This is a genomic window from Paraburkholderia sp. GV068 (assembly GCF_003058125.1).
GTDB lineage: Bacteria > Pseudomonadota > Gammaproteobacteria > Burkholderiales > Burkholderiaceae > Paraburkholderia > Paraburkholderia graminis.
This window is the reverse complement of the sequence record NZ_QBUB01000012.1, coordinates 170,873-194,464: the sequence shown is the minus strand read 5'-3', so window position 1 is coordinate 194,464 and position 23,592 is coordinate 170,873. Positions and strand designations below refer to the sequence as shown.

Annotated in this window: 25 protein-coding genes; 5 read left to right on the top strand and 20 right to left on the bottom strand. The window is 64.7% G+C overall.

What is annotated here, in order from left to right:
- Position 1 precedes the first annotated feature (1 nt).
- The 7 genes from flgH to flgB all read right to left on the bottom strand — a co-directional run bounded on the left by flgH (position 2) and on the right by flgB (position 5,697).
- Positions 2-700: a flagellar basal body L-ring protein FlgH gene (gene flgH / locus C8K18_RS23475; protein ID WP_006050925.1), complete on the bottom strand. Its 699-nt coding sequence runs from the start codon at positions 698-700 to the stop codon at positions 2-4.
- A gap of 37 nt (positions 701-737) precedes the next feature.
- Positions 738-1,526, bottom strand: coding sequence for a flagellar basal-body rod protein FlgG (flgG, locus tag C8K18_RS23470; protein WP_006050924.1), 789 nt, complete (start codon positions 1,524-1,526; stop codon positions 738-740).
- A gap of 35 nt (positions 1,527-1,561) precedes the next feature.
- Entirely contained in the window at positions 1,562-2,320 is a 759-nt protein-coding gene (gene flgF / locus C8K18_RS23465) for a flagellar basal-body rod protein FlgF (RefSeq protein ID WP_006050923.1), read from the bottom strand.
- Between the two features lie 20 nt (positions 2,321-2,340).
- On the bottom strand, positions 2,341-3,849 hold the full coding sequence (locus tag C8K18_RS23460; protein WP_006050922.1) for a flagellar hook protein FlgE: 1,509 nt from the start codon (positions 3,847-3,849) through the stop codon (positions 2,341-2,343).
- 49 nt (positions 3,850-3,898) lie between these two features.
- Complete coding sequence (gene flgD / locus C8K18_RS23455) at positions 3,899-4,630, bottom strand: flagellar hook assembly protein FlgD (protein WP_029970944.1); 732 nt, start codon at positions 4,628-4,630, stop codon at positions 3,899-3,901.
- A 10-nt stretch (positions 4,631-4,640) separates the two neighbouring features.
- Complete coding sequence (gene flgC / locus C8K18_RS23450) at positions 4,641-5,066, bottom strand: flagellar basal body rod protein FlgC (protein ID WP_029970946.1); 426 nt, start codon at positions 5,064-5,066, stop codon at positions 4,641-4,643.
- Between the two features lie 139 nt (positions 5,067-5,205).
- Positions 5,206-5,697 carry a flagellar basal body rod protein FlgB gene (gene flgB, locus C8K18_RS23445; RefSeq protein ID WP_006050919.1) on the bottom strand — a complete coding sequence of 164 codons (492 nt, stop codon included), beginning with the start codon at positions 5,695-5,697 and terminating at the stop codon, positions 5,206-5,208.
- Between the two features lie 216 nt (positions 5,698-5,913).
- On the opposite strand from flgB, the gene flgA reads away from it, so the two are divergent.
- From flgA to C8K18_RS23420, 5 genes are all read left to right on the top strand, one after another.
- Positions 5,914-7,518, top strand: a complete 1,605-nt coding sequence (flgA, locus tag C8K18_RS23440; protein WP_107709965.1) for a flagellar basal body P-ring formation chaperone FlgA — start codon at positions 5,914-5,916, stop codon at positions 7,516-7,518.
- 153 nt (positions 7,519-7,671) lie between these two features.
- Positions 7,672-8,025 carry a flagellar biosynthesis anti-sigma factor FlgM gene (flgM, locus tag C8K18_RS23435; protein ID WP_107709967.1) on the top strand — a complete coding sequence of 118 codons (354 nt, stop codon included), beginning with the start codon at positions 7,672-7,674 and terminating at the stop codon, positions 8,023-8,025.
- Between the two features lie 94 nt (positions 8,026-8,119).
- Positions 8,120-8,569 carry a flagella synthesis protein FlgN gene (locus C8K18_RS23430; RefSeq protein ID WP_006050916.1) on the top strand — a complete coding sequence of 150 codons (450 nt, stop codon included), beginning with the start codon at positions 8,120-8,122 and terminating at the stop codon, positions 8,567-8,569.
- 415 nt (positions 8,570-8,984) lie between these two features.
- On the top strand, positions 8,985-9,167 hold the full coding sequence (locus C8K18_RS23425; RefSeq protein WP_006050915.1) for a type II toxin-antitoxin system HicA family toxin: 183 nt from the start codon (positions 8,985-8,987) through the stop codon (positions 9,165-9,167).
- The gene (locus C8K18_RS23420; protein ID WP_006050914.1) at positions 9,164-9,574 is read left to right on the top strand and encodes a type II toxin-antitoxin system HicB family antitoxin; all 411 of its coding nucleotides are present in this window, start codon (positions 9,164-9,166) and stop codon (positions 9,572-9,574) included. Before C8K18_RS23425 ends, C8K18_RS23420 begins: the two co-directional genes overlap by 4 nt.
- Before the next feature lie 137 nt (positions 9,575-9,711).
- Here C8K18_RS23420 and C8K18_RS23415 read toward each other — a convergent pair whose 3' ends face one another.
- The 13 genes from C8K18_RS23415 to C8K18_RS23355 all read right to left on the bottom strand — a co-directional run bounded on the left by C8K18_RS23415 (position 9,712) and on the right by C8K18_RS23355 (position 23,578).
- Positions 9,712-10,446, bottom strand: a complete 735-nt coding sequence (locus tag C8K18_RS23415; protein WP_006050913.1) for an RNA polymerase sigma factor FliA — start codon at positions 10,444-10,446, stop codon at positions 9,712-9,714.
- Positions 10,447-10,474: 28 nt separating this feature from the next.
- Positions 10,475-11,344, bottom strand: a complete 870-nt coding sequence (locus C8K18_RS23410) for an AAA family ATPase (RefSeq protein ID WP_107709969.1) — start codon at positions 11,342-11,344, stop codon at positions 10,475-10,477.
- Positions 11,337-13,355 (bottom strand): flagellar biosynthesis protein FlhF, encoded by a 2,019-nt coding sequence (gene flhF / locus C8K18_RS23405; protein ID WP_107709971.1) that lies wholly within the window; start codon positions 13,353-13,355, stop codon positions 11,337-11,339. Before flhF ends, C8K18_RS23410 begins: the two co-directional genes overlap by 8 nt.
- Positions 13,356-13,671: 316 nt before the next feature.
- A complete protein-coding gene (gene flhA / locus C8K18_RS23400; protein WP_006050910.1) occupies positions 13,672-15,774 on the bottom strand; it encodes a flagellar biosynthesis protein FlhA in 2,103 nt (700 codons plus the stop codon).
- Positions 15,771-16,976, bottom strand: coding sequence for a flagellar biosynthesis protein FlhB (flhB, locus tag C8K18_RS23395; RefSeq protein WP_107709973.1), 1,206 nt, complete (start codon positions 16,974-16,976; stop codon positions 15,771-15,773). Before flhB ends, flhA begins: the two co-directional genes overlap by 4 nt.
- Positions 16,977-17,192: 216 nt before the next feature.
- A complete protein-coding gene (locus C8K18_RS23390) occupies positions 17,193-18,536 on the bottom strand; it encodes a DUF3443 domain-containing protein (RefSeq protein WP_107709975.1) in 1,344 nt (447 codons plus the stop codon).
- 12 nt (positions 18,537-18,548) lie between these two features.
- Complete coding sequence (locus C8K18_RS23385; RefSeq protein ID WP_006050907.1) at positions 18,549-19,073, bottom strand: DUF2844 domain-containing protein; 525 nt, start codon at positions 19,071-19,073, stop codon at positions 18,549-18,551.
- Positions 19,074-19,336: 263 nt separating this feature from the next.
- Positions 19,337-20,047 carry a protein phosphatase CheZ gene (cheZ, locus tag C8K18_RS23380; protein ID WP_006050906.1) on the bottom strand — a complete coding sequence of 237 codons (711 nt, stop codon included), beginning with the start codon at positions 20,045-20,047 and terminating at the stop codon, positions 19,337-19,339.
- A 1-nt stretch (position 20,048) separates the two neighbouring features.
- The gene (gene cheY, locus C8K18_RS23375; RefSeq protein ID WP_006050905.1) at positions 20,049-20,444 is read right to left on the bottom strand and encodes a chemotaxis response regulator CheY; all 396 of its coding nucleotides are present in this window, start codon (positions 20,442-20,444) and stop codon (positions 20,049-20,051) included.
- 59 nt (positions 20,445-20,503) lie between these two features.
- On the bottom strand, positions 20,504-21,592 hold the full coding sequence (locus C8K18_RS23370) for a chemotaxis response regulator protein-glutamate methylesterase (protein WP_006050904.1): 1,089 nt from the start codon (positions 21,590-21,592) through the stop codon (positions 20,504-20,506).
- Between the two features lie 5 nt (positions 21,593-21,597).
- Positions 21,598-22,419 carry a chemoreceptor glutamine deamidase CheD gene (gene cheD / locus C8K18_RS23365; RefSeq protein ID WP_006050903.1) on the bottom strand — a complete coding sequence of 274 codons (822 nt, stop codon included), beginning with the start codon at positions 22,417-22,419 and terminating at the stop codon, positions 21,598-21,600.
- On the bottom strand, positions 22,416-23,393 hold the full coding sequence (locus C8K18_RS23360) for a CheR family methyltransferase (RefSeq protein ID WP_107709977.1): 978 nt from the start codon (positions 23,391-23,393) through the stop codon (positions 22,416-22,418). The genes cheD and C8K18_RS23360 overlap by 4 nt, the downstream gene beginning before the upstream one ends.
- Positions 23,390-23,578: a hypothetical protein gene (locus C8K18_RS23355; RefSeq protein ID WP_029970958.1), complete on the bottom strand. Its 189-nt coding sequence runs from the start codon at positions 23,576-23,578 to the stop codon at positions 23,390-23,392. Before C8K18_RS23355 ends, C8K18_RS23360 begins: the two co-directional genes overlap by 4 nt.
- Between the last annotated feature and the right edge of the window lie 14 nt (positions 23,579-23,592).

The following is a 23,592-nucleotide window of genomic DNA, read 5'->3' as shown; positions in this document are numbered from 1 at the left end:
ATCACCACGGCGACACGTTAAGGAAGAAGCGTTGCAGCCAGCCCATGTTCTCCGCTTCGTCGACATAGCCCTTCGCGGAGTATTCGATTTTGGCGTCGGCCACCTGCGTGGAGTACACGGCGTTCAGGTTCGAGATCGTGTTCGGATTGACGACGCCCGAGAAGCGCACAAACTCGTTGCCCTGGTTGATCAGCATCTGCTTTTCGCCGCTGACCATCAGGTTGCCGTTCGGCAGCACACCGGTCACCGTCACGGTGATCGTGCCGTTGAACGTGTTCGACGCGTTAGCGCCGCCTGTCGAGGTGAACTTGTTGGCGCCGCTCGCGCTCAGGTTCGCCTTGCCGAACAGGCCGCCGAGGAAGCCCGCCGTCGGCACGTCGAAGCTCGTCGTGCCGTTGCGGTTCACGCCCGCGCCGGAAGACTTCGTCGCGTTGACGTTTTCCTGAATCACGATCGTCAGGATGTCGCCGACATTGCGCGGCCGCTGGTCTTCGAACAACGGCCGGCCCGCGTAACCCGGGTTGTAGATCGAGCCGGGCGACTGCGCTTGCGGCGGCATCGGCGGCATGGCCGTCATCGGCTGCTGCGTGATCGGCTGCTTCGGCACGAGGCCGCAACCGCCGAGCGCGGCGAGCAGCGTGAGCTGCACGAGCGCCGCGGCCATGCGCGAACGAACCGGATTACGAGTGAAGTACGACATCTTGATTACCGCCTGTTAATTCCTGCTGGCTACCGCGTTAAATCTGCATCTGGCTAAGCGTCTGCAACATCTGGTCGGACGTCGTCACGGCCTTGCTGTTGATTTCGTAAGCGCGCTGCGTCTGGATCATGTTCACCAGTTCCTGCACCACGTTCACGTTCGATGCTTCCACGTAGCCCTGATTCAACGTGCCCGCGCCGTTCAGGCCAGGCTGCGCGACGTTCGGCGCACCCGACGATGCCGTTTCCGCGAACAGGTTTTCACCCTTGGCGTCGAGACCGGCCGGGTTGATGAAGGTCGCGATCTGCATTGAGCCGAGCTGCTGGCTGTTGGTCGAGCCCGCAACCGTGATCGACACCACGCCGTCGCTGCCGATGGTCAGCGACGTCGCGTTGGTCGGCACCGTGATCGCTGGGATCACCTGGTAGCCGCTCGACGTGACGAGCTGGCCTTGCGCGTTGGTCTGAAACGAGCCGTCGCGCGTATAGGCCGTGGTGCCGTCGGGCATCTGCACCTGGAAAAAGCCCTGGCCGTTGATGGCGACGTCTTTCGAGTTGCCCGTTTGCTGCAGATTGCCCTGCGTGTACAGACGCTCGGTGGCGACCTGCTGCACACCCGTGCCGAGCTGGATGCCGGACGGCAGTTCGGTGTTCTGCGTCGAGTTCGCGCCAGGCTGGCGGACGGTCTGATACAGCAGATCCTCGAACACCGCGCGCGAGCCCTTGAAGCCGTTGGTGCTGACGTTCGCGAGGTTGTTAGAGATCACGTCCATCTGCGACTGTTGCGCATTCATGCCGGTAGCGGCGATGTAAAGTGAGCGATTCATATTCCTTCTCTCTCCAGGGGCGCGTGAGCGGCCCGTTAGCTAAAGCTCAGCAACTGGTTAGCCGACTGATCGTTCTTGTCGGCGCTTTCCAGCAGCTTGGTCTGCATCTGGAACTGGCGCGCGTTGGTGATCATCGAGACCATCGCGCTAACCGGATTCACGTTGCTTCCTTCAAGCGATGCCGGCGCGACCGCCACGGCCGGATCGGCGTCGGCGGGATTGCCGTCGGCGGTGCGAAACAGGCCGTCGTCGCCGCGCGTCAGCGTTTGCGGATCGGGATTGACCAGCTTGAGCTGATCGATCGTCACCACAGCGGTCGGCGGATCGCCCGGCGTGAGCGCGGTCACCGTGCCGTCGTGGCCGATGGTGATCTGCGCACCCGGCGGCACCGAGATCGGCCCGCCGTTGCCGAGCACCACCTGATTCGTGGCGTTCACGAGCTGGCCGTTCTGGTCGACGTGAAGATTGCCGGCGCGCGTGTAGGCCTCGTTGCCGTCGGCGGTTTGCACGGCGAGCCAACCCGGCCCTTCGATGGCGACGTCGAGTGGATTGCCCGTCTGCTGGATCGGGCCGGGCGTGTAGTCCGCGCCCGGCGTCGACGACAGCACGAAGGTACGCGTGGTGTTGTCGTTGATCGAACTGCCGTCGCCGAACGACATCGGCACGGCGCGAAAAGTCGCCAGCTGCGCGCGAAAACCGGTGGTCGACGCGTTCGCCAGATTGTTCGCAACGATGGCCTGCTGTTCGAGCGCTTGTGTGCTGCCCGACATCGCGGTGTAGATCAGCCGATCCATGATGGGTCCGTCCTGCTCGCTTACAGGTTGATGAGCGTCTGGTCGACGGTCTGCTGCGTCTTGATCGTCTGCGCGTTCGCCTGATAGTTGCGTTGCGCGGTGATCAGGTCCACCAGTTCGCTCGTCAGATCCACGTTCGAGTTCTCGACCGCGCCGCCTTGCAGCACGCCGTGATTGGTCGAACCCGGCGCCGAAATCTGCGCGACGCCCGATTGCGACGTCTGCTGGAATTCGTTGTTGCCGAGGTTCACGAGACCGTTCTGGTTCGAGAAGTTGGCGAGCACGATCTGGCCGAGCGCCGCGGTCTGCTGGTTCGAGTAGTTGCCGGTCAGCGTGCCGTCGGCGCCGATCGTAAAGCTCGTCAGCGTACCGGCCGCGTAGCCGTCGGGCTGCAGCGAGTTCACGCCGTCCTTGCCGCCATACTGCGTGGTGCCGGCAATGTTGAGCGTCAGCGCCTGGGGCGTTGCCGAGCCGTCGGTGGTCGGCACCGAGAAGTTGAACACGTACGGCGTGGTGGTCGCCGTGCCGGAAGCGTCGGTCGTGCCGAGCAGCGTGCCCGACGAATTGAAGTTCGCGTGGCCCACGAGCGACGCCGTGCCCGTCGACACGCCGGCGTACACGTCCCACGTGCCGGCCGCGGTCTTGGCGAAATACATGTTGACCGTCTGCGAACCGCCGAGCGTGTCGTAGACCGTCGTGCTGGTCGAGTAGTTATACGTCGACGAGCTGTTCTGGTTGAAGGCCACCGGCGTCGGCGCGATCGCGTAGCTGTCGCCGGTCGCGGGCACGCCGTTGAACGTGACCGTCTGGCCGTTGCCGAGCGAGATCGGCGAGCCGGCCGTGTAGGTGCCGGTCGTCGAGGTGCCGAGCGTCGTGTCGGTCACCGTGTAGGCCGTCGCGCTGGTGAACGTGACGGTGTAGTTGTCCTTGTTCGTGCCCGACGCCGTGTTGGTGATCGTCGCGCCAGGCGTGGTCAGCGTGCCCGCGTTCGTCGTGGCCGCGGTGACGCTCGGCGTGCCGAGCATCAGCGGGTCTTGCGCATTCAGGTTCAGGCCGGCGGCAATGTTAGTGGTCGCCTTCGGCGCGATGTTCGCGGTCGGCACGCTCAGCGGCACGGTCTGCGCAGTGTTGATGACGCCCGTGCTGTTCGCCGCATAGCCCATCAGTTGCAGGCCCTGCGCGTTCGTGATGAAGCCGTTCTTGTCGAGCTGGAACACGCCGTTGCGCGAATACACGAGCGAGCCGTTGTTCGACAACTGGAAGAAGCCGTTGCCGTTGATGGCGACGTCGAGCGCCTGGTTCGTGCTCGTGATCGTGCCTTGCGAAAACTGCTGCTGCACTTCCGAGAGCTTCGTGCCGATGCCGATCTGGTTGCCCACGGCCGTCGCCACCGAATTCGCGTACATGTCGGCGAATTGCGCCGCGCCGCTCTTGAAGCCAACGGTATTCGCGTTGGCGATGTTGTTGCCGATCACGTCGAGATCGCTCGACGATGCGGACAAACCACTCAAACCTTGTTGGTAACCCATGACGGTCTCCGTGTCTGGAAAGTCGTAACTGACTGAATCTGAATCTGGATCAGAGGATGGCGGCCACGTTGGTCAGCCCGACCGTCGTGCCGTTCGACAGCACGAGGCCCGGCGTACCGTTGCTCTGCATGACGACGCTTTGCACCGTCGAGCTTGCGAGCGTGGTAGCCGTGGCCTGCTGGCCGTTGATCGTGCCGACCGCGCTGATCGTGTAGTTGCCGTCGGGCAGCGCGTTGCCGGCCGAGTCGGTCGGCGTCCAGCCAACCGGAATCGTGCCCGCGGACTGCTTGCCGAGATCGATCGTCTTGACGATCTGGCCCGCCGAGTTCTTCACGACGACTTGCAGGTCGTTCACCGAATTGGCGAGCTGCACGCCGAACGCGCCGGCCTTGCCACTCGCGACCGACACCGAGCTTCCCGGCGCGAGCACGGTCGAGCCGATCAGCAGCGCGGCTTGCGACTGCTGGCCTGCCGACATCTGCGTCGCGAGCGAGCTCAACGTCGTGTTCAACTGGCTGATGCCGGACACCGTGTTGATCTGCGCGAGCTGCGAGGTCATCTGCGAGCTGTCCATCGGATTGGTCGGGTCCTGGTTCTTCAACTGCGCGACGAGCAGGCTCAGGAAGGTGTTCTGCAGATCGGTCGCCGAGGTGCCGGACGTGCCGCTCGTCGAGCTGCTCGAGCTGCTTGAACTGGCCGTGCTGTTCGTGCCGTTCATCGTATCGAGCAGCGTTTGCGACACGGTCGTGCCGTTGTTGCCGATGGTGGTGCTGGTGGTCAAGGGGCTCTCCTCAGGTTCCGATCGTGAGCGTTTTCAGCATCAGGGTCTTGGCGGTGTTCAGCGTCTCGACGTTGGCCTGATACGAGCGCGACGCCGAAATCATGTTCACCATTTCCTGCACCGGATCGACGTTCGGCAGCGTGACGTAGCCATCCGCGTTGGCCGCCGGATTGCCGGGGTCGTAGGCGGTCTTCATCGGCGTCGGGTCGTCGACCACGCCGGTGACCTGCACGCCGCCGACCTGCTGGCCGGAGCCGGTGCGCGCGCCGCCGATCGGCGCAACCCCGAACACGACCTGCTTGGCCTTGTACGGCTGACCGTCCGGGCCGGTCGTGCTGTCGGCGTTGGCGAGGTTCGACGCCGTCACGTTGAGCCGTTGCGACTGCGCCGACATCGCGGAGCCTGCAACACCAAATATGTTCATCAAAGAAGGCATGTTTGCTGACCTTTCCTGCCGGTTAGAGCCGGCTTCAAATGAGTTCCCGTAGCGATTGTTCTTGCGTACTGCGTGTTGCTTTGCGTGCGGACCTTGCGTGCGGACCTTGCGTGCGGACCGTTATCCGGCCGTTAGCCGCTTACGAGCCCGACTGGATCGCCGACAGCATCGTCTTGATCTGGCTCGACAGCACCGTCATGCCCGATTCGAAGTGCAACGTGTTGTCCGCGAACTGCACGCGCTCGGTGTCCAGGTCGACGGTATTGCCGTCGAGCGCCGGTTGCGTCGGCACGCGGTATTGCAGATTGCGGTAGTCGTCGGGCGAGCCGCCTGCGGGGCTCAACGTCGACTTGCCGGACATGTGGCCCTGCGCGGTCGCCGCCATCGACATTCCGCTCGTCACGCCGGCCGGTTGCGCGAGCGGCAGCGTCGCGGTGTTGGACGCGGTGTGCCCGGCCGCGCCGGTCTTTTTCAGCGCGCCCGCAAGCGACGAAGCGAAGTCGACGTCGCGCGCCTTGTAGCCGGGCGTGTCGGCATTGGCGATATTCGACGACAGGAGCTCCTGACGGTAAGCGCGCACATCGAGCGCTTCACGTCCAAAGGCGAATTCGGCATCGAGTTTGTCCAGCATAAGAATCTCCGGAGAACGGTCCCGAGGCTTCCCGTGCACCTCGCGTGAGGGCTGCATCGAGCGGGAAAGCCTTTTTGCATGAGGTGCATCTTATGGGCGGCACGCAAGCAGCAATCGGACGAATAACCGGGAAAGGGGGCTTCTATTCAACGTTTGCGCAAAGGGCACGCTCAATAGAATGCAAGGCGTACCGAATGCATTCGATGGAGAACCGCGATGGACCAGCCCACTTTCGATCCGACGCCCCGCGCAAGAAGCGCGGCGGGGCATCGTATGAGTGCGGCCGTGTTGCGCGCGGTGGCAAGACTTGTGGTGGGGTCGTCGCTGTCGGTGTCTGTGGCTGGCGGCGTCGCGCTGTTCGCCAATGCTGCGCATGCTGGCGAGGCGGACGGCCCGATCGTGATTGCCGGTCCCAACGAACAGAACCCGGCGGCGCTCGCCGCGCTTGCCGAACATATGCAGGCGACGCCCGCGAAACGCACGGGCTCGGCGGCCACGCTCGCCGCGGCCACCGCGCAATCGCTGGGCCGTGGCCCGTCGACGCGCGACGCCGATCCATTCGCGCGCGCCGCTAATGCGAGCGGCTCTATTGTCATTGCGGGCGCCGGCGAAACGCCTGCCGCGCCGCAGATGATTCGCACGAGTTTCAAGCCGGATGCGAACGGCGTCGTTACTATTCCCGCGCCGGGCCGTGGCGGTTCGGCGAACCTTGGCGATACGGCAAGTCCGGCCGACGCGCCCGCGCGCGCCAACGTCAGTATTAATGCCATGCAGGCTTCGCGCCGCGTCGTGCCGGTTGTCGTCACGCCAGCGCCGCCGGCAAATAGCGCGAGAGACGCCGCGGGCGTTCAGCCGGTCGCGGTCAATGCGCCGTCGAGCGCGATGAGCCGCGCAGCGGTCGGTGTTTCGGGAACTGCGGCATCGGCGGACTCCTCGGCGAGCGACGGCTTCGAAACGCTCGCATCGCGCGGCGAGCCGCCGCAGTTCGGCGCGGACGGCAAACCGGTCGCGCAGCGCTCTAAAGCGTCGGCGAATTCCACGAATACTGCGGCTGCTCGCGTGTCGGCGACGCGGGCCGTTGCATCAGCGGTTGCGCCAGCGCCAGCGGCAACGGTCGCATCCGCGCCCGCGCAGCAGAATCCGCGCACGGCTGCGACTACGACAGCGGCTGCCGCTGCGCAGCCCACGCCGCTCCCGGGCCAGCAAGACCCCGAAGCGATCCGGGCCGTCGCGCTTGCGTTCCTGCAACAGCAATCGGCGGGATTGCCGGGCAAGGTGGACATCACGGTCGCCCCCGCGTTTCCGCGCGGTCTCGCGGCTTGCATGATGCTCGAGCCGTTCATGCCGAGCGGCGCGCGCCTGTGGGGCCGCGTGACCGTCGGTGTGCGCTGCGCGGGCCAGCGTCCGTGGACGATTTATCTGCAGGCGCGCGTTTCGCTGCACGCCACGTATTACCTCGCGAGCCGCGCGATGTCGGCCGGCGAAGTGCTCACCGCCGCCGATCTCGTCGCGCGCGAGGGCGATCTGACGGGCTTGCCGCAGGCCATCGTCACCGACCCGTCGCAGGCGCTCGGCTCGGTCACTTTGACGCGCGTTTCCGCCGGCATGCCGCTGCGCCGCGACATGCTGAAAAGCGCGTCGGCGGTATCGATCGGACAAACCGTGCGCGTCGTCGCGGCCGGCGACGGTTTTGCGATTTCGGCGGAAGGCAGCGCGATGAACAACGCGTCGCCCGGTCAGCAGGTTCGCGTGAAGACCGCCAACGGCCAGGTCATCTCGGGCATCGTCAAGGACGGTTCGACGGTGGAGATTCAACTGTGAAACACAACGATCCGCGCGTGGCGAGCGTTTGCGCCGCGCCGCCCGTATCAGGGCCGGATCGTCTTGATAGACAAGGAAAAAGCTGGAGCGATTGCGCTAAAGTTTTGATCGACGCTTGCCGTTATCAGAATCAAATCGTAGAGGAAGCCAATCGTGAAAGTCGATTCCCAAACCAAGTCGAATCTGCCGACGTTGAAAGATGCCGTGTCCCGCCCGCAGCAAGGCGACGCGGCGCCCGCGAACAGCGGCGCGCAGACCGCGAGCACTGCCTCGCAAACCAGTTCCAGCGGCTCGGGCGACGCCAGCGTCAGCCTGTCGGGTCTGTCGCAGCATTTGCGCAGCCTCGCGGCGTCCGGCTCGGCCGACATCGACACGGCGCACGTCGCGTCGATCAAGCAGGCCATCAAGGACGGCACGCTCCAGATCGACTCCGGCAAGATCGCCGACGGCGTGCTGAGCACCGCGCGCGAACTGTTGCAGAACAAATCCTCGTCGACCGGCAATTAATCGACGCATCGAAGTACGGTGAATGGCCGGGCGGCGTTCGACAAACCCGGCTCGCAAATCCAGCGCGAGCCGCCGTTTTCAGCGAGTTGTTGAGATGAAAGACGCCCTGCTTGCCACCCTCATCGAAGAGTATTCCGCCGTCGAGGCGTTCGCCTCGGTTCTGACGCTGGAGACGAAGGCGCTTACTGCCTTGTCGCCGGTCGAACTGCTGCCCTCGGTCATCGAGAAAAAGACCGCGCTGATCGGCGAGCTCGCGCAGCTCGAGGCCCGCCGCGACGAACTGCTCGCCGGCATGGGTTTTCCGGGCGGCTGGGCCGGCATGGAACTCGCCGCCAGCACGGACGAGCGGCTCGCCGCGCAATGGTCGCTGCTGCAAAAAGCCGCCGAACGCGCGCGCCGCGCCAATACGAACAACGGTGAGCTGATTCGCGTGCGCATGGACTACAACCAGCGGGCGCTGGAAGCATTGCAGGTGGTGGTGCCGAAGAAGGCCGGCTTCTATGGCCCGGATGGTCGTATTCCGGCGCGGGCAGCGGCGGTTTAGATCCCGCCCGGCTTCAGGCCTCTGCGTTTTCCGGCGACGCTGTCGGCGCGCGGGAGCGCGGTGCAGCCTCAGCGTGACCAACGCTAGCCACGGCTAGGGTGAGGCAGGCCACGTCACGCCAACGCCAACCGCGTCACGCCACATTAGCAAATCATCAAAAAGGGCTCGTCGCCACGACGAGCCCTTTCGTTTTTCAATCCCCTCGCGCACTCGCGCTCGCCTTCTCCTTGCACGTTGGCCATCCGGCCAGGTGGCATTAGTCCGCCGCAAGCGATCAAATCTTCCTTTTCCCCAACGAGGTTTTTGCTCCAGCAGCGGTGCCGTTTGCGCCCGTTTCCCAGGCGCCGTCACCCACGGCAGCAAATTCCACTCTAGCGAGGTTGTGTAATCGTGTGTATGATACGAGGAGTGCAGTATGAACAGCGGCGAGGTAGTCAAACTGATTCACGCGGCCGGTTGGCGGCTAATCCGAATATCGGGCAGCCATCACCATTTCCGGCACGCATTCAAAGCCGGGCTCGTGACCATCCCTCATCCAAAAAGGGATCTTCCGCCCGGCACGCTGAACAGCATCTTGAAACAGGCAGGGCTGAAATGAAAAACTTGATCTTTCCGGTCGGCATCGAGGCGGGCGACGCACAGCACGCGTTCGGCGTCGTCGTGCCGGATATTCCGGGCTGTCATTCGGCGGGAGACACGCTGGAAGAGGCTTACGCGAACGCGAAAGAAGCGATCGAGGCGCATCTGGATACGCTGCTCGACGAAGGCTTGCCGATTCCCGAAAGACTGACGCTGGACGAGCATCGGCGTAATCCTGACTACGCGGGTTTCACGTGGGGCTTCGTGACCACCCGGAACATTCCCGCGCTCAAGAAGGCGGTGCGCATCAACATCTCGTTACCCGAGGCGTTGGTGCATGAGATCGACAAATACGCGCAGGCGCACGGCATGTCGCGTTCCGCTTTTCTCGCGCTCGCGGCCGAGCACGAAATGGCGGACGCTTGAGAAGGTGCATGCAACGGGCGCGTGCAACGGCGTGTGCAACGCCCTCGCTTTGCAAATGCTCCGGCACACAACCGGTAACGCTATTGCCTCGCTATTGCGTTGTTACGCCTCGTTATACATCGGCGCGAGGCGGCCGCTCACGTCGCCTCGGCGTTGGCCCAGGCCATTTCACGCAGGCGCGTGCGCAAACGCGCCACTGCCTGGCTGTGTAGCTGACATACGCGCGACTCGCTGACTTCCATCACCGCGCCGATTTCGCGAAGGTTCATGCCGCGCTCATAATAGAGCGACATCAGGAGCTTCTCGCGTTCCGGCAAGCGGTCAATCGCCTCGACGAGCGCCGAGCGCAGGCTGTCGTCGAGCAAGGCCGAAAGCGGGTCCGAGTGATCGACGCAATAGCGGTCGAGAAACGGTTCGTCGTCGGCGGAACGGTCGAAGTCTTCGTAGTAGATCAGCTGGCTGCCGTGCAGGTCCTGCAGCATCGACTGATACTCGTCGAGCGGCATTTGCAGGTGTTCGGCAACCTCCGTTTCGCTCGCCGAGCGGCCCAGATTCTGCTCGACCTTGTGCACGGCCGTTTCCACTTCTCGCGAAGTGCGCCGCAAGCTGCGCGGCAACCAGTCGTTGCTGCGCAATTCGTCGAGCATCGCGCCGCGAATCCGCTGGCTCGCGTAGGTCTCGAACTGCGCGCCCTGATCTTCTTTATAGCGGCTCGCGGCATCGAGCAAGCCGATCATGCCGGCCTGGATCAGATCGTCCAGATCGACACTGGCCGGCATCTTGGCCACGAGCTGCAAGCCGAGCCGACGCACGAGCGGTGCGTACTTCGTCAAAACATCGGCTTGGGAAATCTTTCCCTGAGCGTTATACATCGTGCTCCCCTTGTCCTTGTGCCGCCACTCAGGCGTGCTGCGCAGACGGTTGGTCGGCGTGTTGCGCCGCTGAAACTGTCGCAGGCGCCATCCACGGCGTTTGCGACGACATCGCTGGCCGCATCGGCCAGTACTGCAATTCGGCTGCGAGGTGCCGGAAATCGCGCGCAGCCGGTGTCGACGGAAATGCGTCGACGACACAACGCGACAACTCTTCGGCTCGCGCCATCCGCGCATCGGCGGCAATGCAACCGGCGTCTTCGAGCGCCACCGCGAGGTAGCGGCTGGCCACGCCGGCCAGGTTTGCAAAAGCGGTGTGAGCGTCTTCCACGCTCTGCACGTGATTCACCAGCACGCGAAACTGCGCGATCGCGTGCGCGTAGTGCAGGCGCTTCATGCACGCGTACGCGTCGGTGATCGCCTGAGCGGCCATGCGCGTGACGATCATCACGTCGTGCGCCTGCATCGCGAGCGCCGACAGGTGCCCTTGCTGATCCAGTTGCGCATCGATCAGCACGACGTCGGCCGAGCCATGCAGCAGCACGCCGAACTGCGCCGCGCTATAACTCTCGCGATGCGCACGCGCGGCGGCCAGCACCGAGAAGCCGAGTGGATGCCGCGTGGCGGCGTCGTCGAGCGTCATCTCGCCGCGCATCACGGCGACAAAATTGCCCGCGCCGCGCACGCTGCTGGCGAGCGCGCTCACCGATTTTTCGCCCGTGCGCTCGTCGAGCACGAGCACGTCCTTGCCTTGCTGCGCGAGCGCCGCGGCGAGATTGATCACCGTGGTCGTGCAGCCCGCGCCCATCGACCCGCCGGTCACCGCAATCACGCGCGAGCCGCTGCGCGCGAGGAGGCGCCGCAGTCCTTCTGCCTGATCGGGGACGAGCTTATCCAAAGCGAACCTCATGCAGTTCGGCGGTCGAACGCGCGGAAAGCGCGGAGAGCAACGCGGGCACGTCGTCGTCATGCGGGACGAACGGCGAGTGATCGCGCGGAATGCAGAACGCGCTCTTGAGCAGGAAGCGTTTGGTCGCGACGTACAGGTTTTCCGGCACCTTCTGACCGGTCGACACGTAGTGCACCGGCAGCTTGTAGCGGATCACCGTATCGAGCACGCCGCCCAGGTTGGTGGCTTCGTCGAGCTTGGTCAGAATGCAGCCGGCGAGCGGCTGTTGATCCGGCCCGCGCTGATACGCCTGCACGACTTCGTTGAGCGTGTCGCCGTGGCTCGTTGCGTTGAGCAGCAACAGGCGCTGCACCGGCTGACCGGCGCGGCTCAGCATCGCGATCTGGTCGGAGACGAGGCGATCGCGCTGGCTCATGCCGATCGTGTCGATCAGCACGATGTGCTTGTTGCGCAGTTCGGAGAGCGCGAGTTGCAGGTCGGCGCTGTCTTTCACCGCGTGAACCGACACGCCGAGAATCTTGCCGAAAATGCGCAGTTGTTCGTGGCCGCCGATCCGGTAGCTGTCGGTGGTGAGCAATGCAACCTTGCTGGCGCCGAAGCGCATCACGCAGCGCGCGGCGAGCTTGGCGGTGGTCGTGGTCTTGCCGACGCCCGTCGGGCCCATCAGCGCGAAGACGCCGCCGCGTTCCATCAGCGTGTCTTCGTCTTCCATCACGGGCAGGTTCGAGGCGAGCACCGAGCGCACCCAGTCCATGCCGTCGTCCATGTTGTCGACGTCTTCGGGCAGGTTGTCGACCATCATCTGCACGAGTTGCGCCGAGAAACCGGCGGCGAACAGATGCTTGGTGAGCGCGCCGTGCGACGGATTGCGGCGCTGGCGGTCGCCCCACATGAGGCCCGCGAACTGTTCTTCCATCATGCCGCGCAGCGACGAAAGCTCGCTCATCACGGTTTCCTTGACGACCTGCTCCATGCGCGCCTTGATCGCTTCGGCGACGCCAGCGGGCGTGCGCGCGTCGTCGGCGGAAGAGGAGGACGGCGATGAAGACGAAGACGGCGACGGCGCGAATTTCTGCGCAGCGCGGCGCGCGGCCACTTGCGCAGCTTCGCGAGCCCAATCGGGCGTGTTGTCCGCTTGCTGTGCAGTGGCGCGGCCGGGTTCGACGGCAGCGCCGAGGCCCCTGGCCATCGCGGCAGCCGGCGTGATCGCTGCCGGACGCGCGGCGTATTCACCGTGCGATTCGTGCTCGCCGGCGATGCGGCGTGCGTGATCGATCAGCCACGGATTCGACTCGGCCATCGTGCGCGGCCCGTCGACATCGGAGGCGGATGCAGCGGACGTCGACGGCACGCCGGCGGCCTTCAGCAGATCGGCGCGCATGTCGTCGTTCAGACGCGCGGCTGCGGCGCGCGCGCTCGGCTGGCCGACGTGGATCTGTTGCGATTGCGGCGCCGGCGAATGCTTCGCGGCCGCCGCTGTCGTGTTCATCGTATTCGCCGCGGCCGTGGCCGCGGATGCACCTTTGCGCGCGTCGACCTGTGCGGCGGACGGCTTGGCGGCATTCATCGCTGCATTCATCGCAGCGCTCGGAACGATCCTAGCGGCAGGCTGCGCATCGTGGCCGCCTGCGAGCGCCGGGTCGGCGAAGCCGCCCGCCGTCTCGGTCCCGGCTTCCGGGCTCGCGCCGAACACCGAAGAGAAAACGTCCGGCATGCCGCTCGCGTACGGATTGGCCTGCATCGGCTGAGCCGCGGACATCGCGCGCGGAGCGGCTTGCGCGGCCACCATATTCGTCGATGCGGAGTGCGCTGCGCTCACATCGGCGCGCGGAGCCTTCGGCGTGATCGCCGCGAGGTCGCTGTCGGCCAATGCGACGATCTCGACACTGCCGTCGTCCATGGTTCGATTGGACAGCACGACCGCGTCGGCGCCCAGTGCTTCGCGCACGAGACGCAGTGCGTCGCGACTGGTGGCACCGATAAATTTACGAATGTTCAAGCTGGACCCCCGATGAGGTAAACGGACTGACGGACCGGCAACACACCGCTTCCCATTGAGATCATTATTGCGAAAGCCCTCGACCGACGATCGGTGGATAAAGGCCGTTAAACGTGGGTAATTCGGACGATGGACGCACGCCGCGATTAACGCGCTTGCATCGGCACAAGATGCCGCCCCGTGTGCGAGCGAACGGGCCTTACGAGCGAAGCATGGACGCCCCAGTGCATGAGCGGTGCGAAAAGTCAGGCGCGGAAATGAAAACCGGCGCCCACAGGCGCCGGCCGATAACTGGAACGTGAAGCCGGATCGCGCGTTAACCGTGCGCGCCGATCAGATTCACGACCTTGATGTTGCGCGTATCGGGCACTTCCGCATACGACAGCACCTTCAACTGCGGCAGGCTGCGGCGCAGGAAGCGCGCGAGCATCGGCCGCAATGCGTGCTGCACGAGCAGCACCGGCGCGAGTCCCATGTTCTGCTGACGGCTCATCGCCTTCTGCGTTTCGGTCATCAGCGTATGCGCGAGGCCGGGCTCGAGGCCAGGGTTGGAACCCGTCGACAGTGCCTGCGACAGCACACGTTCGAGATTCGAGTCGAGGCCCATCACCTGCATGTCGCCGGTGCCGGGGAACCACTGCTGCGTGATCGCGCGGCCCAGCGCAAGACGCACGGCGGCGGTGAGATCGTGCGCGTCGGTGATCTTCGGCGTGTGTTCGGACAGCGCTTCGAGAATCGTGCGCAGATCGCGAATCGGCACGCCTTCTTCGAGCAGGTTTTGCAGCACCTTTTGCAGCGTGGTGAGCGGCAGCGTCTTCGGCACCAGATCGTCGACGAGCGACGGCGTGTCCTTCTGCATCCGCTCGAGCAGCGCCTGCACTTCGCGGCGGCCGAGCAGTTCGGACGCATGCGTGACCACGAGGTGATTCAGGTGCGTCGCGACCACCGTGCTCGAATCGACCACCGTGTAGCCGTACACCTGCGCCTGTTCGCGCAGATTCGTGTCGATCCAGATAGCCGGCAAGCCGAACGCCGGGTCTTGTGTCGGCGTGCCCGGCAGCGCGGCGGACACCTGGCCCGGATTGATCGCGAGCCACTGGCCCGGATACGCCTCGCCGACGCCCACTTCCACGCCCTTGAGCGCGATCCGATAACCGTTCGGCCGCAACTCCAGGTTGTCGCGAATATGAATGACGGGCGGCAAGAAGCCGATTTCCTGCGCGAACTTCTTGCGGATGCTCTTGATCCGCTTGAGCAACTCGCCGTCCGAATTCTTGTCAACGAGCGGAATCAGCCGGTAACCCACTTCGAGGCCGAGCGTGTCGATCATCGTCACGTCGTCCCAGCTTGCTTCGGCGTTCTCGACCGGCGTGACCGCGGCCGGCGCGACGTCGACGAGCGCCGTTGTGTTCTTGCGCTCTTCGGCGCGCTTCTTCATCGTGCGGCCGAGCTGGATCAGGCCGCCGCCGAGAATCAGAAACGCGAAGTGCGGCATGCCCGGAATCAAGCCCATCAGTACGAGAATGCAGCCGGTGATCATCAGCACGCGCGGGTTCGTGAAAAGCTGCCCGGTAAGCTGCGTGCCGATGTCTTCATTCGTTGCCACACGCGACACGATCACGCCCGCGGCCGTCGAAATCACGAGCGACGGAATCTGCGCGACGAGGCCGTCGCCGATGGTGAGCAGCGTGTAGTTCTTGCCCGCCGACGCGAAGTCCATGCCGTGCTGGACCATCCCGACGATCAACCCGCCGAAGATGTTGATCACCATGATCAGCAAGCCGGCAATCGCATCGCCGCGCACGAACTTGCTCGCGCCGTCCATCGAGCCGTAGAACTCGGCTTCCTGTGACACTTCCGCGCGACGCTTGCGCGCCTGCTCTTCGTTGATGAGACCGGCGTTCAGGTCGGCGTCGATCGCCATCTGCTTGCCGGGCATCGCGTCGAGCGTGAAGCGCGCGGACACTTCCGCGATCCGCCCCGCGCCCTTGGTGATCACCATGAAGTTGATGACCATCAGGATGATAAAGACGACGATACCGACCGCGAAGTTGCCGCCCACGAGGAAGTGACCGAACGACTCGATCACCTGGCCCGCGGCGTCAGGACCGGTATGGCCTTCGAGCAGCACGACGCGCGTCGATGCGACGTTCAGCGAGAGCCGCAGCAACGTAGAGAACAGCAGCACGCTCGGGAAAGCGGCGAAGTCGAGCGGCTTCATCGTGTACATGCTGACGAGCAGCACCATCACGGAAAGCGCGATGTTGAAGGTGAACAGCAGATCCAGCAGGAACGGCGGCAACGGCAAAATCATCATGCCGAGGATCATGCAGATCAGCACCGGGCCCGCGAGGGCGCGTAAATTGGTGCCGCTCAAGGCATCGGGCCGTCGAGCGAGGAAACCGGCGCGAGCGTTCATGCGGAGGCTCCGTCTTCGTTAGCAGGGTTAAGCGTGTCGGCGGCTTCCTGATCGGCGTCTTCATCCGATACACCGCCCTTGTCGAGTTCCGCGGGCACTTCGAGCTCGGTCGGTGCGACCGGCACGTCGCCGCCTTCGGTCTTGAAGCGCCGCAACTGGTACACCCACGCGAGCACTTCCGCGACCGCGCCATACAACTGGCCGGGAATCTCGCGATTGAGTTCGACGTTGTGATACAGCGCGCGCGCGAGCGGCGGCGCTTCCAGCAGCGGCACGTTGTTTTCGGCAGCGAGTTCGCGAATGCGCGCGGCCACGAGGTTCACGCCCTTCGCGACGACCTTCGGCGCGCGCATCTCGCCGTCCGTGTATTGCAGCGCGACCGCGAAATGCGTCGGGTTCGTGACCACGACGTCGGCCTTCGGCACCTGCGTCATCATGCGGCGGCGGGCAATCGCGCGCTGCTGCTGGCGAATCCGGCCTTTCACATGCGGGTCGCCTTCGCTTTCGCGATGCTCGCGCTTCACTTCTTCCTTGCTCATGCGCAGTTTCTTGTGGAACTGCCACAGTTGATACGGCACATCCAGCGCGGCGACGACGAACATGCCCGCGACCGTCATCCCGCAGCACACGGCGATCAGATGCACGGTGTTGGCGAGCGCGAGATGCAGCGGCTGCGTGGCGAGCGCGAGGATCTCCTCGCGCCGGTTCCAGATTGCCGTGCCGCCGATAATGCCCACCACCAGCGTCTTCGCGAGCGACATGGCGAGCTGGATCGGTCCGTTGATCGAAAAAATCTTGCCGAGGCCGGCGATCGGATTCAGGCGTTCGAACTTGGGCTCGAGGCCTTTCGTCGACAGTTGCCAGCCGCCCAGCGCCATCGGCGCGAGCAAGGCGGCCGCGCCAGTGACGGCGAGAATCGGCAGCAAGGCGTAGAGCCCTTCGCGGCTCGCCGCGCCGGCGCCGATCATCATGCGGTGCGTTTCGAAAGCGCCGGCGTGGTCGAACGTGAACGCCGCGCGCAGCATCGCCTGCAAATGCTCGCCGATGCTGTCCGACATGCCCCACGCGCCGAAAAAGCCGGCGGCGAGCAGCGCGAACGTCGAAAGCTCCCGCGAACGCGCGATCTGCCCCTCCTCGCGCGCTTTCTGCAAGCGCCGAGGGGTGGCTGATTCGGTTTTTTCGAGGTCGCTTTCCTCTGCCACAAAGCTCTCCGGTTGGGCGAGGCACTGCGCCTCTTTCCAGTGAGAGCGATTATTCCCGCTCGGCGCAAGCACCGATCGGCGGATAAGGAAGGAGAAACCGGGGCTTTTCGGCGGATGGACAAGCGGCGCGCGAAACCGCGCGCCGCCGCAAAAAACAACGCCCGCGCTGTTGAGCGCGGGCGCCGTGGAGAGCCTTCAGGCGTTGCGTTGCCCAGACTAGCTTGCGTAGGCCACGAACGGCGCCTGGGTGCCGCCGGTCGGCCGCAGGTCGAAGCCGTGATAAACGTGGCGTCCGTAGAAGAACGGCAAACCGAGGTCGAACGCGGCGAGCCCGCCGATCTGACCGGCCAGGTCGTTGAACGCATAGTTGGTGCCGTTACGGAATAGCGTCGACGCACTCTGGATGCCGATGTTCGCCACCGCCTGCACGCTGTTCTGGCCGACCAGCGTGATGGAGCGGGTCTGCGCGCCGGACGGGCAATAGAAGCCCGAGAAGTTGCTGCCGCACAGCGTGAGCGAGCTGTCGTTGAAGAAATAGCCGTTTGAGCCCGAATCCAGGAACGCCGTGACCGTGTTGCCGTTGAACACGCTGTTGGTCAGGTCGCCTGCGCCGTCGGTGGTGAAGGTCTGCGCGGAGCCGAGCGCATTGTTCGACTGCGTGCCGATGCCGAATACCAGCGTGCCGGTGGCCGAAGCCGCGCCGTTGTCGCCGATGGGCGGCATTTGTACGATCACGCCGTTGTTGTCGAGGGGGAATTTAGCGACCGGATTGGCGACCTGGCTCGCGAGCGGAACCGCGGTGCGCGTGCACGACGTGCCGCCTGGGCACGAGAAGTAATTGCTGTACGTCCCAGCCGTGGACGCGTTCGCGCAGGTCGAGCCGCAATCGTAAAGCGCGGTGCCGATGCCGATGATGCCGTTCGCGCCGAGATCGTTCGCCGTGTTCTCCGCCGAGCCGCTGCCGCAACCCGCCGACGGCGTCGTGCTCGCGGCCTTGTCGCCGATGATCTGCAACGGAACAGCCGCAGTCGTCGTTTCGCCGCCGATGGTCACGGTCGCGGTGCGCACACTGCCCCACGTGTAGCCGTCGGCGAAAGTCGCGCATTCGGCGAGCTGGCCGCCGCTTGTCGACGTGCTGATCGGCAAGCCGGCCTGCATCGTCGAATTCAGCGCCGAATTGACGATGCGCAGACCGAACGAGCCCGTGTCGACCTGAATGTTGTCAATCTTCTGACACGTCCCGGTGCCGGGCACGCAGACCGTCACGCTGATCGTGGGAATGTTGATGACGCCGGTAACGCCGTGGGCCACCGTGATCGCCACGGTGTTCGCGGCAGTCGCGGCGATCGGCTGCTGCGTCGGGCTGGGCGGCAAGCCGCTCGACGAACTGCCGCCCGCGGAGCCGCCTGTCGAACCGCCGGTTGAACCGGTCGAGCCGCTGCTGGAACTGGAGCCGCTATCGCCGCCGCCACCGCACGCGGCGAGCGCCGACACCAGCACGACGGTTGCCACAACCTGAGTCCAGTCCTTGAGTTTCTTCGCAATGTGCATGGTTCGCATCGTTCGTCCTCGTTACTGGATGTCGGAGCCGCTGACGCCGGCAGGCAGCGCGGGCGGCAGCCACGCGCGGCCGCTGAACGCGCCCATGTGGCCGCCGGACTGGACAACGAGGCTGCTCTGATCGACCGCAACGGGGCCGCGTGCGCCGCCGCGCGCGGCGCGCACTGCCTTCACGCCGGCCACGTACTGCGGAAAGTAACTGCCGAGCAGTTCGTTCAGATCGGGCATTTGCGGGCCGCGCCAGGTGATGGCGAAGACGGTGCCGTCAGTGGTGAGATATTCGCGGACCACCGTGCCGTTGCCGAGCGTGGTTTCACGCACGGTGTACGACGCCGTAGCCGAAGCGGAAGAAGCCGCGCCCGACGCGGAGCGAATCACGGCGCTCGAGGGCTGCAAGGTGCGGGCCGATACCGACGCGTCCGCCGGAGGCGTCATTGGGGCGCCGCCGAGCGCCGCGTGAGCGGACGGCACGGCCGACAACGAACAGGACAACATAAGCGCCGTAACCAGACCGGCGCGGCGTACACGACTGCGCATGACGAGACTCCTCCCTGACTGCTGGCCGGCTTGCGCGTGCTGCGAACCGGCTGCGTTTTAGGCAAACCATAGGGCGCGGAGGGGCCGCATTCTCGAGGAAAACCTCACGATGCAAGCCTCCGGTGACAGCGTTCACCGTCACGCCGCGCCGCTCATTGACCCCATAGTATGCCTGCGGTTTGTGTCCAGAGACAGCACGCGCGCGCAGGAGCGCGGCTTGCTATTCATACTGTTCGGCCGCGCGCCGCGAGGGCGCGGGCCGCTCAGAAACCGAGGCTGGCGAGCAGGTCGTCGACCTGCGATTGATCCTGCACCACGTCAGTTTTGCCTTCCGGATTGATCTGCGGCCCATTCAGCAGATGCTCGGGGCTGCCGGTCGGCGAGACTTCCGCGACGAGGGCCGCGGCATGCGCGGCGAACTGTTCGCGCCGCTCGAGCGCGATGTTTTCGACGAGCACGCCGAGCAACTGCTGCTCGATCAGATACACGACGTCCGTGATCTTCTTGATCACCTGGCCGGTCAGATCCTGGAAGTCCTGCGCGAGCATGATCTCCATGAGCTGCGAGTTGGTCGCGGTGGTCGCCGTGGGCACGCCGCGCAAAAACTCGCGCGTGTCGTTCATGAGCGCGCGCACTTCGGCGCGTTCGATCGGCGCCGAATACCATTGCTCCCAACGCGCGTCGAGTTCGCCGGCGTCTTTTTGCAACTGCTCCTGAATCGGTTTCGCGATGTCGATCGAGGACAGCACGCGCTCGGCGGCCTGCTCGGTCATGTTCGCGATGTACTTCAGACGGTCGCGGGCATCGGGTACGGCTTCCGCCGCGCGCTCGACGTGTTTGTCGAGCCCGAGCTCGCGCATCGAATCACGCAGCGTACGTGTCAGTTGTCCAATGCGGGCGAGGATGCGGTCTGACGCGAAGTCGCCGCTCTCGTTGACCGCTTCGGCGCCAGGCGCATTGGTCGGCAGGTTCACATCAGCTCCCAGTCTTGGCCATCTTCTCGAGAATCTTGTTGAGCTTCTCGTCCAGCGTTGCAGCCGTGAACGGCTTCACGACATAACCGCTCGCGCCTGCCTGAGCCGCGGCGATAATGTTTTCCTTCTTCGACTCGGCCGTCACCATCAGCACCGGCAGATGCTTGAGGTTGGCGTCGGCGCGGATTTCCTTGAGCATCGCGAGACCGTCGAGGTTCGGCATGTTCCAGTCGGAAATCACGAAGTCGTAGGTGCCGCCGCGCAGACGCGCGAGACCGGCCTGGCCGTCTTCGGCTTCGTCGACGTTGCCGTAGCCCAGCTCTTTCAGGAGGTTGCGAACGATCCGGCGCATCGTCGGAAAGTCGTCCACTACCAGAAACTTCATTGCCTTATCCATTTGATTCCCTTTACTTGATTCACGGTGCGGCGTGTGACCGCCTCAATTCGAACGGCGCATCAAACCCGCTGAACGCGATCGCCCATCGACGCAAGACGCGCCATCACGCGCCGGCTCATGTCCGGCAGCGACGCGATTTCGTCGGCCGCGCCAAGCGCAATCGCTTCACGCGGCATGCCGAACACGATGCAGCTCGCCTCGTCCTGCGCAAGGGTGTAGGCCCCTGCCTTTTTCATCTCCAGCAAACCCGCAGCGCCGTCACGCCCCATCCCGGTCAGGATCACTCCGACCGCATTCTTGCCCGCATGCTGCGCGGCCGAACGAAACAGCACATCCACCGAAGGACGATGCCGGTTCACTGGCGGATCGTCCGACAGATGCGCGATGTAGTTCGCGCCGCTGCGGGCAAGCAGCAGGTGAGCGTGGCCGGGTGCGATATACGCATGTCCCGGCAGCACGCGTTCGCCGTGCTCAGCTTCTTTAACGGTAATCCGGCACAAACCATTGAGGCGTTGCGCAAAAGATTTTGTGAAACCGGGCGGCATGTGCTGCGCGATCAGCACCGCGGGCGCATCCGGCGGCAACGGCACGAGCACTTCGCGGATGGCTTCCGTGCCGCCCGTCGACGCGCCCACGATGATCAGCTTCTCCGTACTCAGCAGCGGATTGTTGAAGAGCGGCGCGGCGGTAACAGGCGCATGCGCGCCGGCAGCGGGCGCGTGATGCGCGGGCGCCGCCTGACGCACACGCGCGCGCGCCGCGGCGCGAATCTTGTCGGCGAGCTTTTCCGAATAGTCGAGCATGCCGTCGCGAATGCCCACCTTCGGCTTGGTCACGAAATCCACCGCGCCGAGTTCCAGCGCGCGCAGCGTGATTTCATTGCCGCGCTCGGTCAGCGACGACACCATCACGACCGGCATCGGCCGCAAGCGCATGAGCTTCTCGAGAAAGTCGAGGCCGTCCATGCGCGGCATTTCGACGTCGAGCGTCAACACGTCCGGGTTGTGCTGCTTGATGAGGTCGCGCGCGACGAGCGGGTCGGGCGCGGTTGCGACGACGGTCATGTCCGGCTGGCCGTTGATGATCTCCGTCATCAGGCTGCGGATTAGCGCCGAATCGTCGACACACAGTACTTTGATCTTTTGCACAGCGCTCACGCCTCCTCTACGGTTCTGGCGTTAGTTGAATTAGTCGGGCGCGGGGTGGAGCCGAACAGTTCGATGCGCGGCTTCGCTGCGCCGGCGCTGTTTGATGGACCGTTCGCGCCGCCTGCCGCGCCGAAAAGCTCGACCTTCGGCTTTGCCCCGCCCGAAGCGCCGAACAGTTCGACCCTGGGACGCGCGGCGGCCGGCGTCGCAAACAGCTCGACGCGCTTTCTCGCGGCGGCAAGCCGTTCGGCGCGCGCTTCGGCGGTCTGCCGCATGAGCGTCTGTTCGCGCTCGGCCACGCTCGGGTCCTGTTGCAGACGCAACTTCTTCACCATCACCTGGCCCGTGCGCGGCATGAAAGCGACCTTGCGCGGATGCGAGCCCTGCAAATCTTCGGCGACGATGCGAATCTTTTCGAGCGCGAGATAGCGGCGCACGAATTCCGAATTGCGATCGCCGATATTAATCGTCGTCATGCCCGCGAGCACCGCGCCGCCGCCGAACACCTTCGCTTCGAAACGCTCGCGCCGGCCACCGGCCTTGATCAGCTCGTTGATCAGCACTTCCATCGCGTAGGCGCCGTAGCGCATCGAATCCGATGCCGCCTGGCCGACTTCCGCGCCGTCGTCGGGCAACATAAAGTGATTCATGCCGCCGATGCCGGCCGTGCGATCCTGAATGCAGGCCGCGACGCATGAACCGAGCACGGTGACGAGCACCATGTCGTCGTGCGTGGTGTAGAACTCGTTCGGCAACAGCTTCACGCCGGGGCGTTGAAAGTGGTTGTCGTAGTAGAGGTTGGTTGCGATAGGCAAGGCGCTGCTCATACCGTCACCCCGCTCGTCGTCGCGCTCGTCGCGCTTGTCGTGCCCGTGGTCGTGCTTGTCGATGCCGTCGTACGTGCCGGCGCGCGTGCGCCCGCTGCATCGCGCGTCAGTTCATACACGGTCTGGCCGCGCAGCCTGAACGCCTGCGTGACATACGTGAAGTTCTCCGAATGGCCGGCGAACAGCAGACCGCCCGACTTCATCAGCGGATCGAAGCGCGAGAGCACCTGCGCCTGCGTCGGCTTGTCGAAATAGATCATCACGTTGCGGCAGAAGATCGCGTCGAACTGCGTGCGCAACTGGTAATCGCGGTCGGTGAGGTTCAACTGCTCGAAGCGCACCATCTGGCGCACTTGCGGACGCACCTTCACCATGCCGGCATGCGCGCCCGTGCCCTTCAGGAAGAAGCGCTTGAGCCGCTCGGGCGACAGGTGCTTCACCTGATCGAACTGGTACACGCCGGCTTCGGCTTTCGCGAGCACCTGCGTGTCGATGTCGGTGGCAAGCACCGTGGCCTGGCGCGCGCCGCTTTCGCCGAGTGCTTCGATCAGCGTCATCGCGATCGAATACGGCTCCTCGCCCGTCGAGGCCGCCGAGCACCACACGGAAACCGGCTGCGCGCGACGCGCGACGAAGTCCGCGAGAATCGGAAAGTGATGCGCCTCGCGGAAGAACGCGGTCAGGTTCGTGGTCAGCGAATTGGTGAACGCTTCCCACTCGGCCGGATCGTTTTCCGCTTCGAGCAGATCGAGATACTGCTTGAACGAATCGAGGCCGCGGGCGCGCAGCCGGCGCGCGAGGCGGCTATACGCCATGTCGCGCTTGTGATCGGAGAGGGAAATGCCGGCGCTGCGGTGAATCAGTTCGCGAATGCGGCCGAAATCCGCGGAGGTAAATTCGAAATCACGTCCCTGTTCGCCGGACCGGGTCGGCTCCGGTCGGTCGGTGCGTTGCTGTGCGCGCGTTGCCATCATGAAAGTTCCTGCCTGCGATACGAGCCATCACGCTTGCCCGACGGACGTACCGGCGAGCAAGGGATTGTTTTTGCGGGGTCGCGCCCGCCCGCAAGTTCCATCACCATGCAGTCGGCCCGCGACACGCCGTAAAAGCGTGCTTCGATGATTCGCGCCCGCTGGCGCGAGATATCGAATGACTGCATGTTTCATCGCCATG

What these genes read in the sequence shown, in the direction of transcription:
- flgH (WP_006050925.1), bottom strand. Translation starts at nt 700, where the DNA reads ATGTCGTACTTCACTCGTAATCCGGTTCGTTCGCGCATGGCCGCGGCG.
- flgG (WP_006050924.1), bottom strand. Translation starts at nt 1,526, where the DNA reads ATGAATCGCTCACTTTACATCGCCGCTACCGGCATGAATGCGCAACAG.
- flgF (WP_006050923.1), bottom strand. Translation starts at nt 2,320, where the DNA reads ATGGATCGGCTGATCTACACCGCGATGTCGGGCAGCACACAAGCGCTC.
- C8K18_RS23460 (WP_006050922.1), bottom strand. Translation starts at nt 3,849, where the DNA reads ATGGGTTACCAACAAGGTTTGAGTGGTTTGTCCGCATCGTCGAGCGAT.
- flgC (WP_029970946.1), bottom strand. Translation starts at nt 5,066, where the DNA reads ATGCCTTCTTTGATGAACATATTTGGTGTTGCAGGCTCCGCGATGTCG.
- flgB (WP_006050919.1), bottom strand. Translation starts at nt 5,697, where the DNA reads ATGCTGGACAAACTCGATGCCGAATTCGCCTTTGGACGTGAAGCGCTC.
- flgA (WP_107709965.1), top strand. Translation starts at nt 5,914, where the DNA reads ATGGACCAGCCCACTTTCGATCCGACGCCCCGCGCAAGAAGCGCGGCG.
- C8K18_RS23430 (WP_006050916.1), top strand. Translation starts at nt 8,120, where the DNA reads ATGAAAGACGCCCTGCTTGCCACCCTCATCGAAGAGTATTCCGCCGTC.
- C8K18_RS23425 (WP_006050915.1), top strand. Translation starts at nt 8,985, where the DNA reads ATGAACAGCGGCGAGGTAGTCAAACTGATTCACGCGGCCGGTTGGCGG.
- C8K18_RS23420 (WP_006050914.1), top strand. Translation starts at nt 9,164, where the DNA reads ATGAAAAACTTGATCTTTCCGGTCGGCATCGAGGCGGGCGACGCACAG.
- C8K18_RS23415 (WP_006050913.1), bottom strand. Translation starts at nt 10,446, where the DNA reads ATGTATAACGCTCAGGGAAAGATTTCCCAAGCCGATGTTTTGACGAAG.
- flhA (WP_006050910.1), bottom strand. Translation starts at nt 15,774, where the DNA reads ATGAACGCTCGCGCCGGTTTCCTCGCTCGACGGCCCGATGCCTTGAGC.
- C8K18_RS23390 (WP_107709975.1), bottom strand. Translation starts at nt 18,536, where the DNA reads ATGCGAACCATGCACATTGCGAAGAAACTCAAGGACTGGACTCAGGTT.
- C8K18_RS23385 (WP_006050907.1), bottom strand. Translation starts at nt 19,073, where the DNA reads ATGCGCAGTCGTGTACGCCGCGCCGGTCTGGTTACGGCGCTTATGTTG.
- cheY (WP_006050905.1), bottom strand. Translation starts at nt 20,444, where the DNA reads ATGGATAAGGCAATGAAGTTTCTGGTAGTGGACGACTTTCCGACGATG.
- cheD (WP_006050903.1), bottom strand. Translation starts at nt 22,419, where the DNA reads ATGAGCAGCGCCTTGCCTATCGCAACCAACCTCTACTACGACAACCAC.
- C8K18_RS23360 (WP_107709977.1), bottom strand. Translation starts at nt 23,393, where the DNA reads ATGATGGCAACGCGCGCACAGCAACGCACCGACCGACCGGAGCCGACC.
- C8K18_RS23355 (WP_029970958.1), bottom strand. Translation starts at nt 23,578, where the DNA reads ATGCAGTCATTCGATATCTCGCGCCAGCGGGCGCGAATCATCGAAGCA.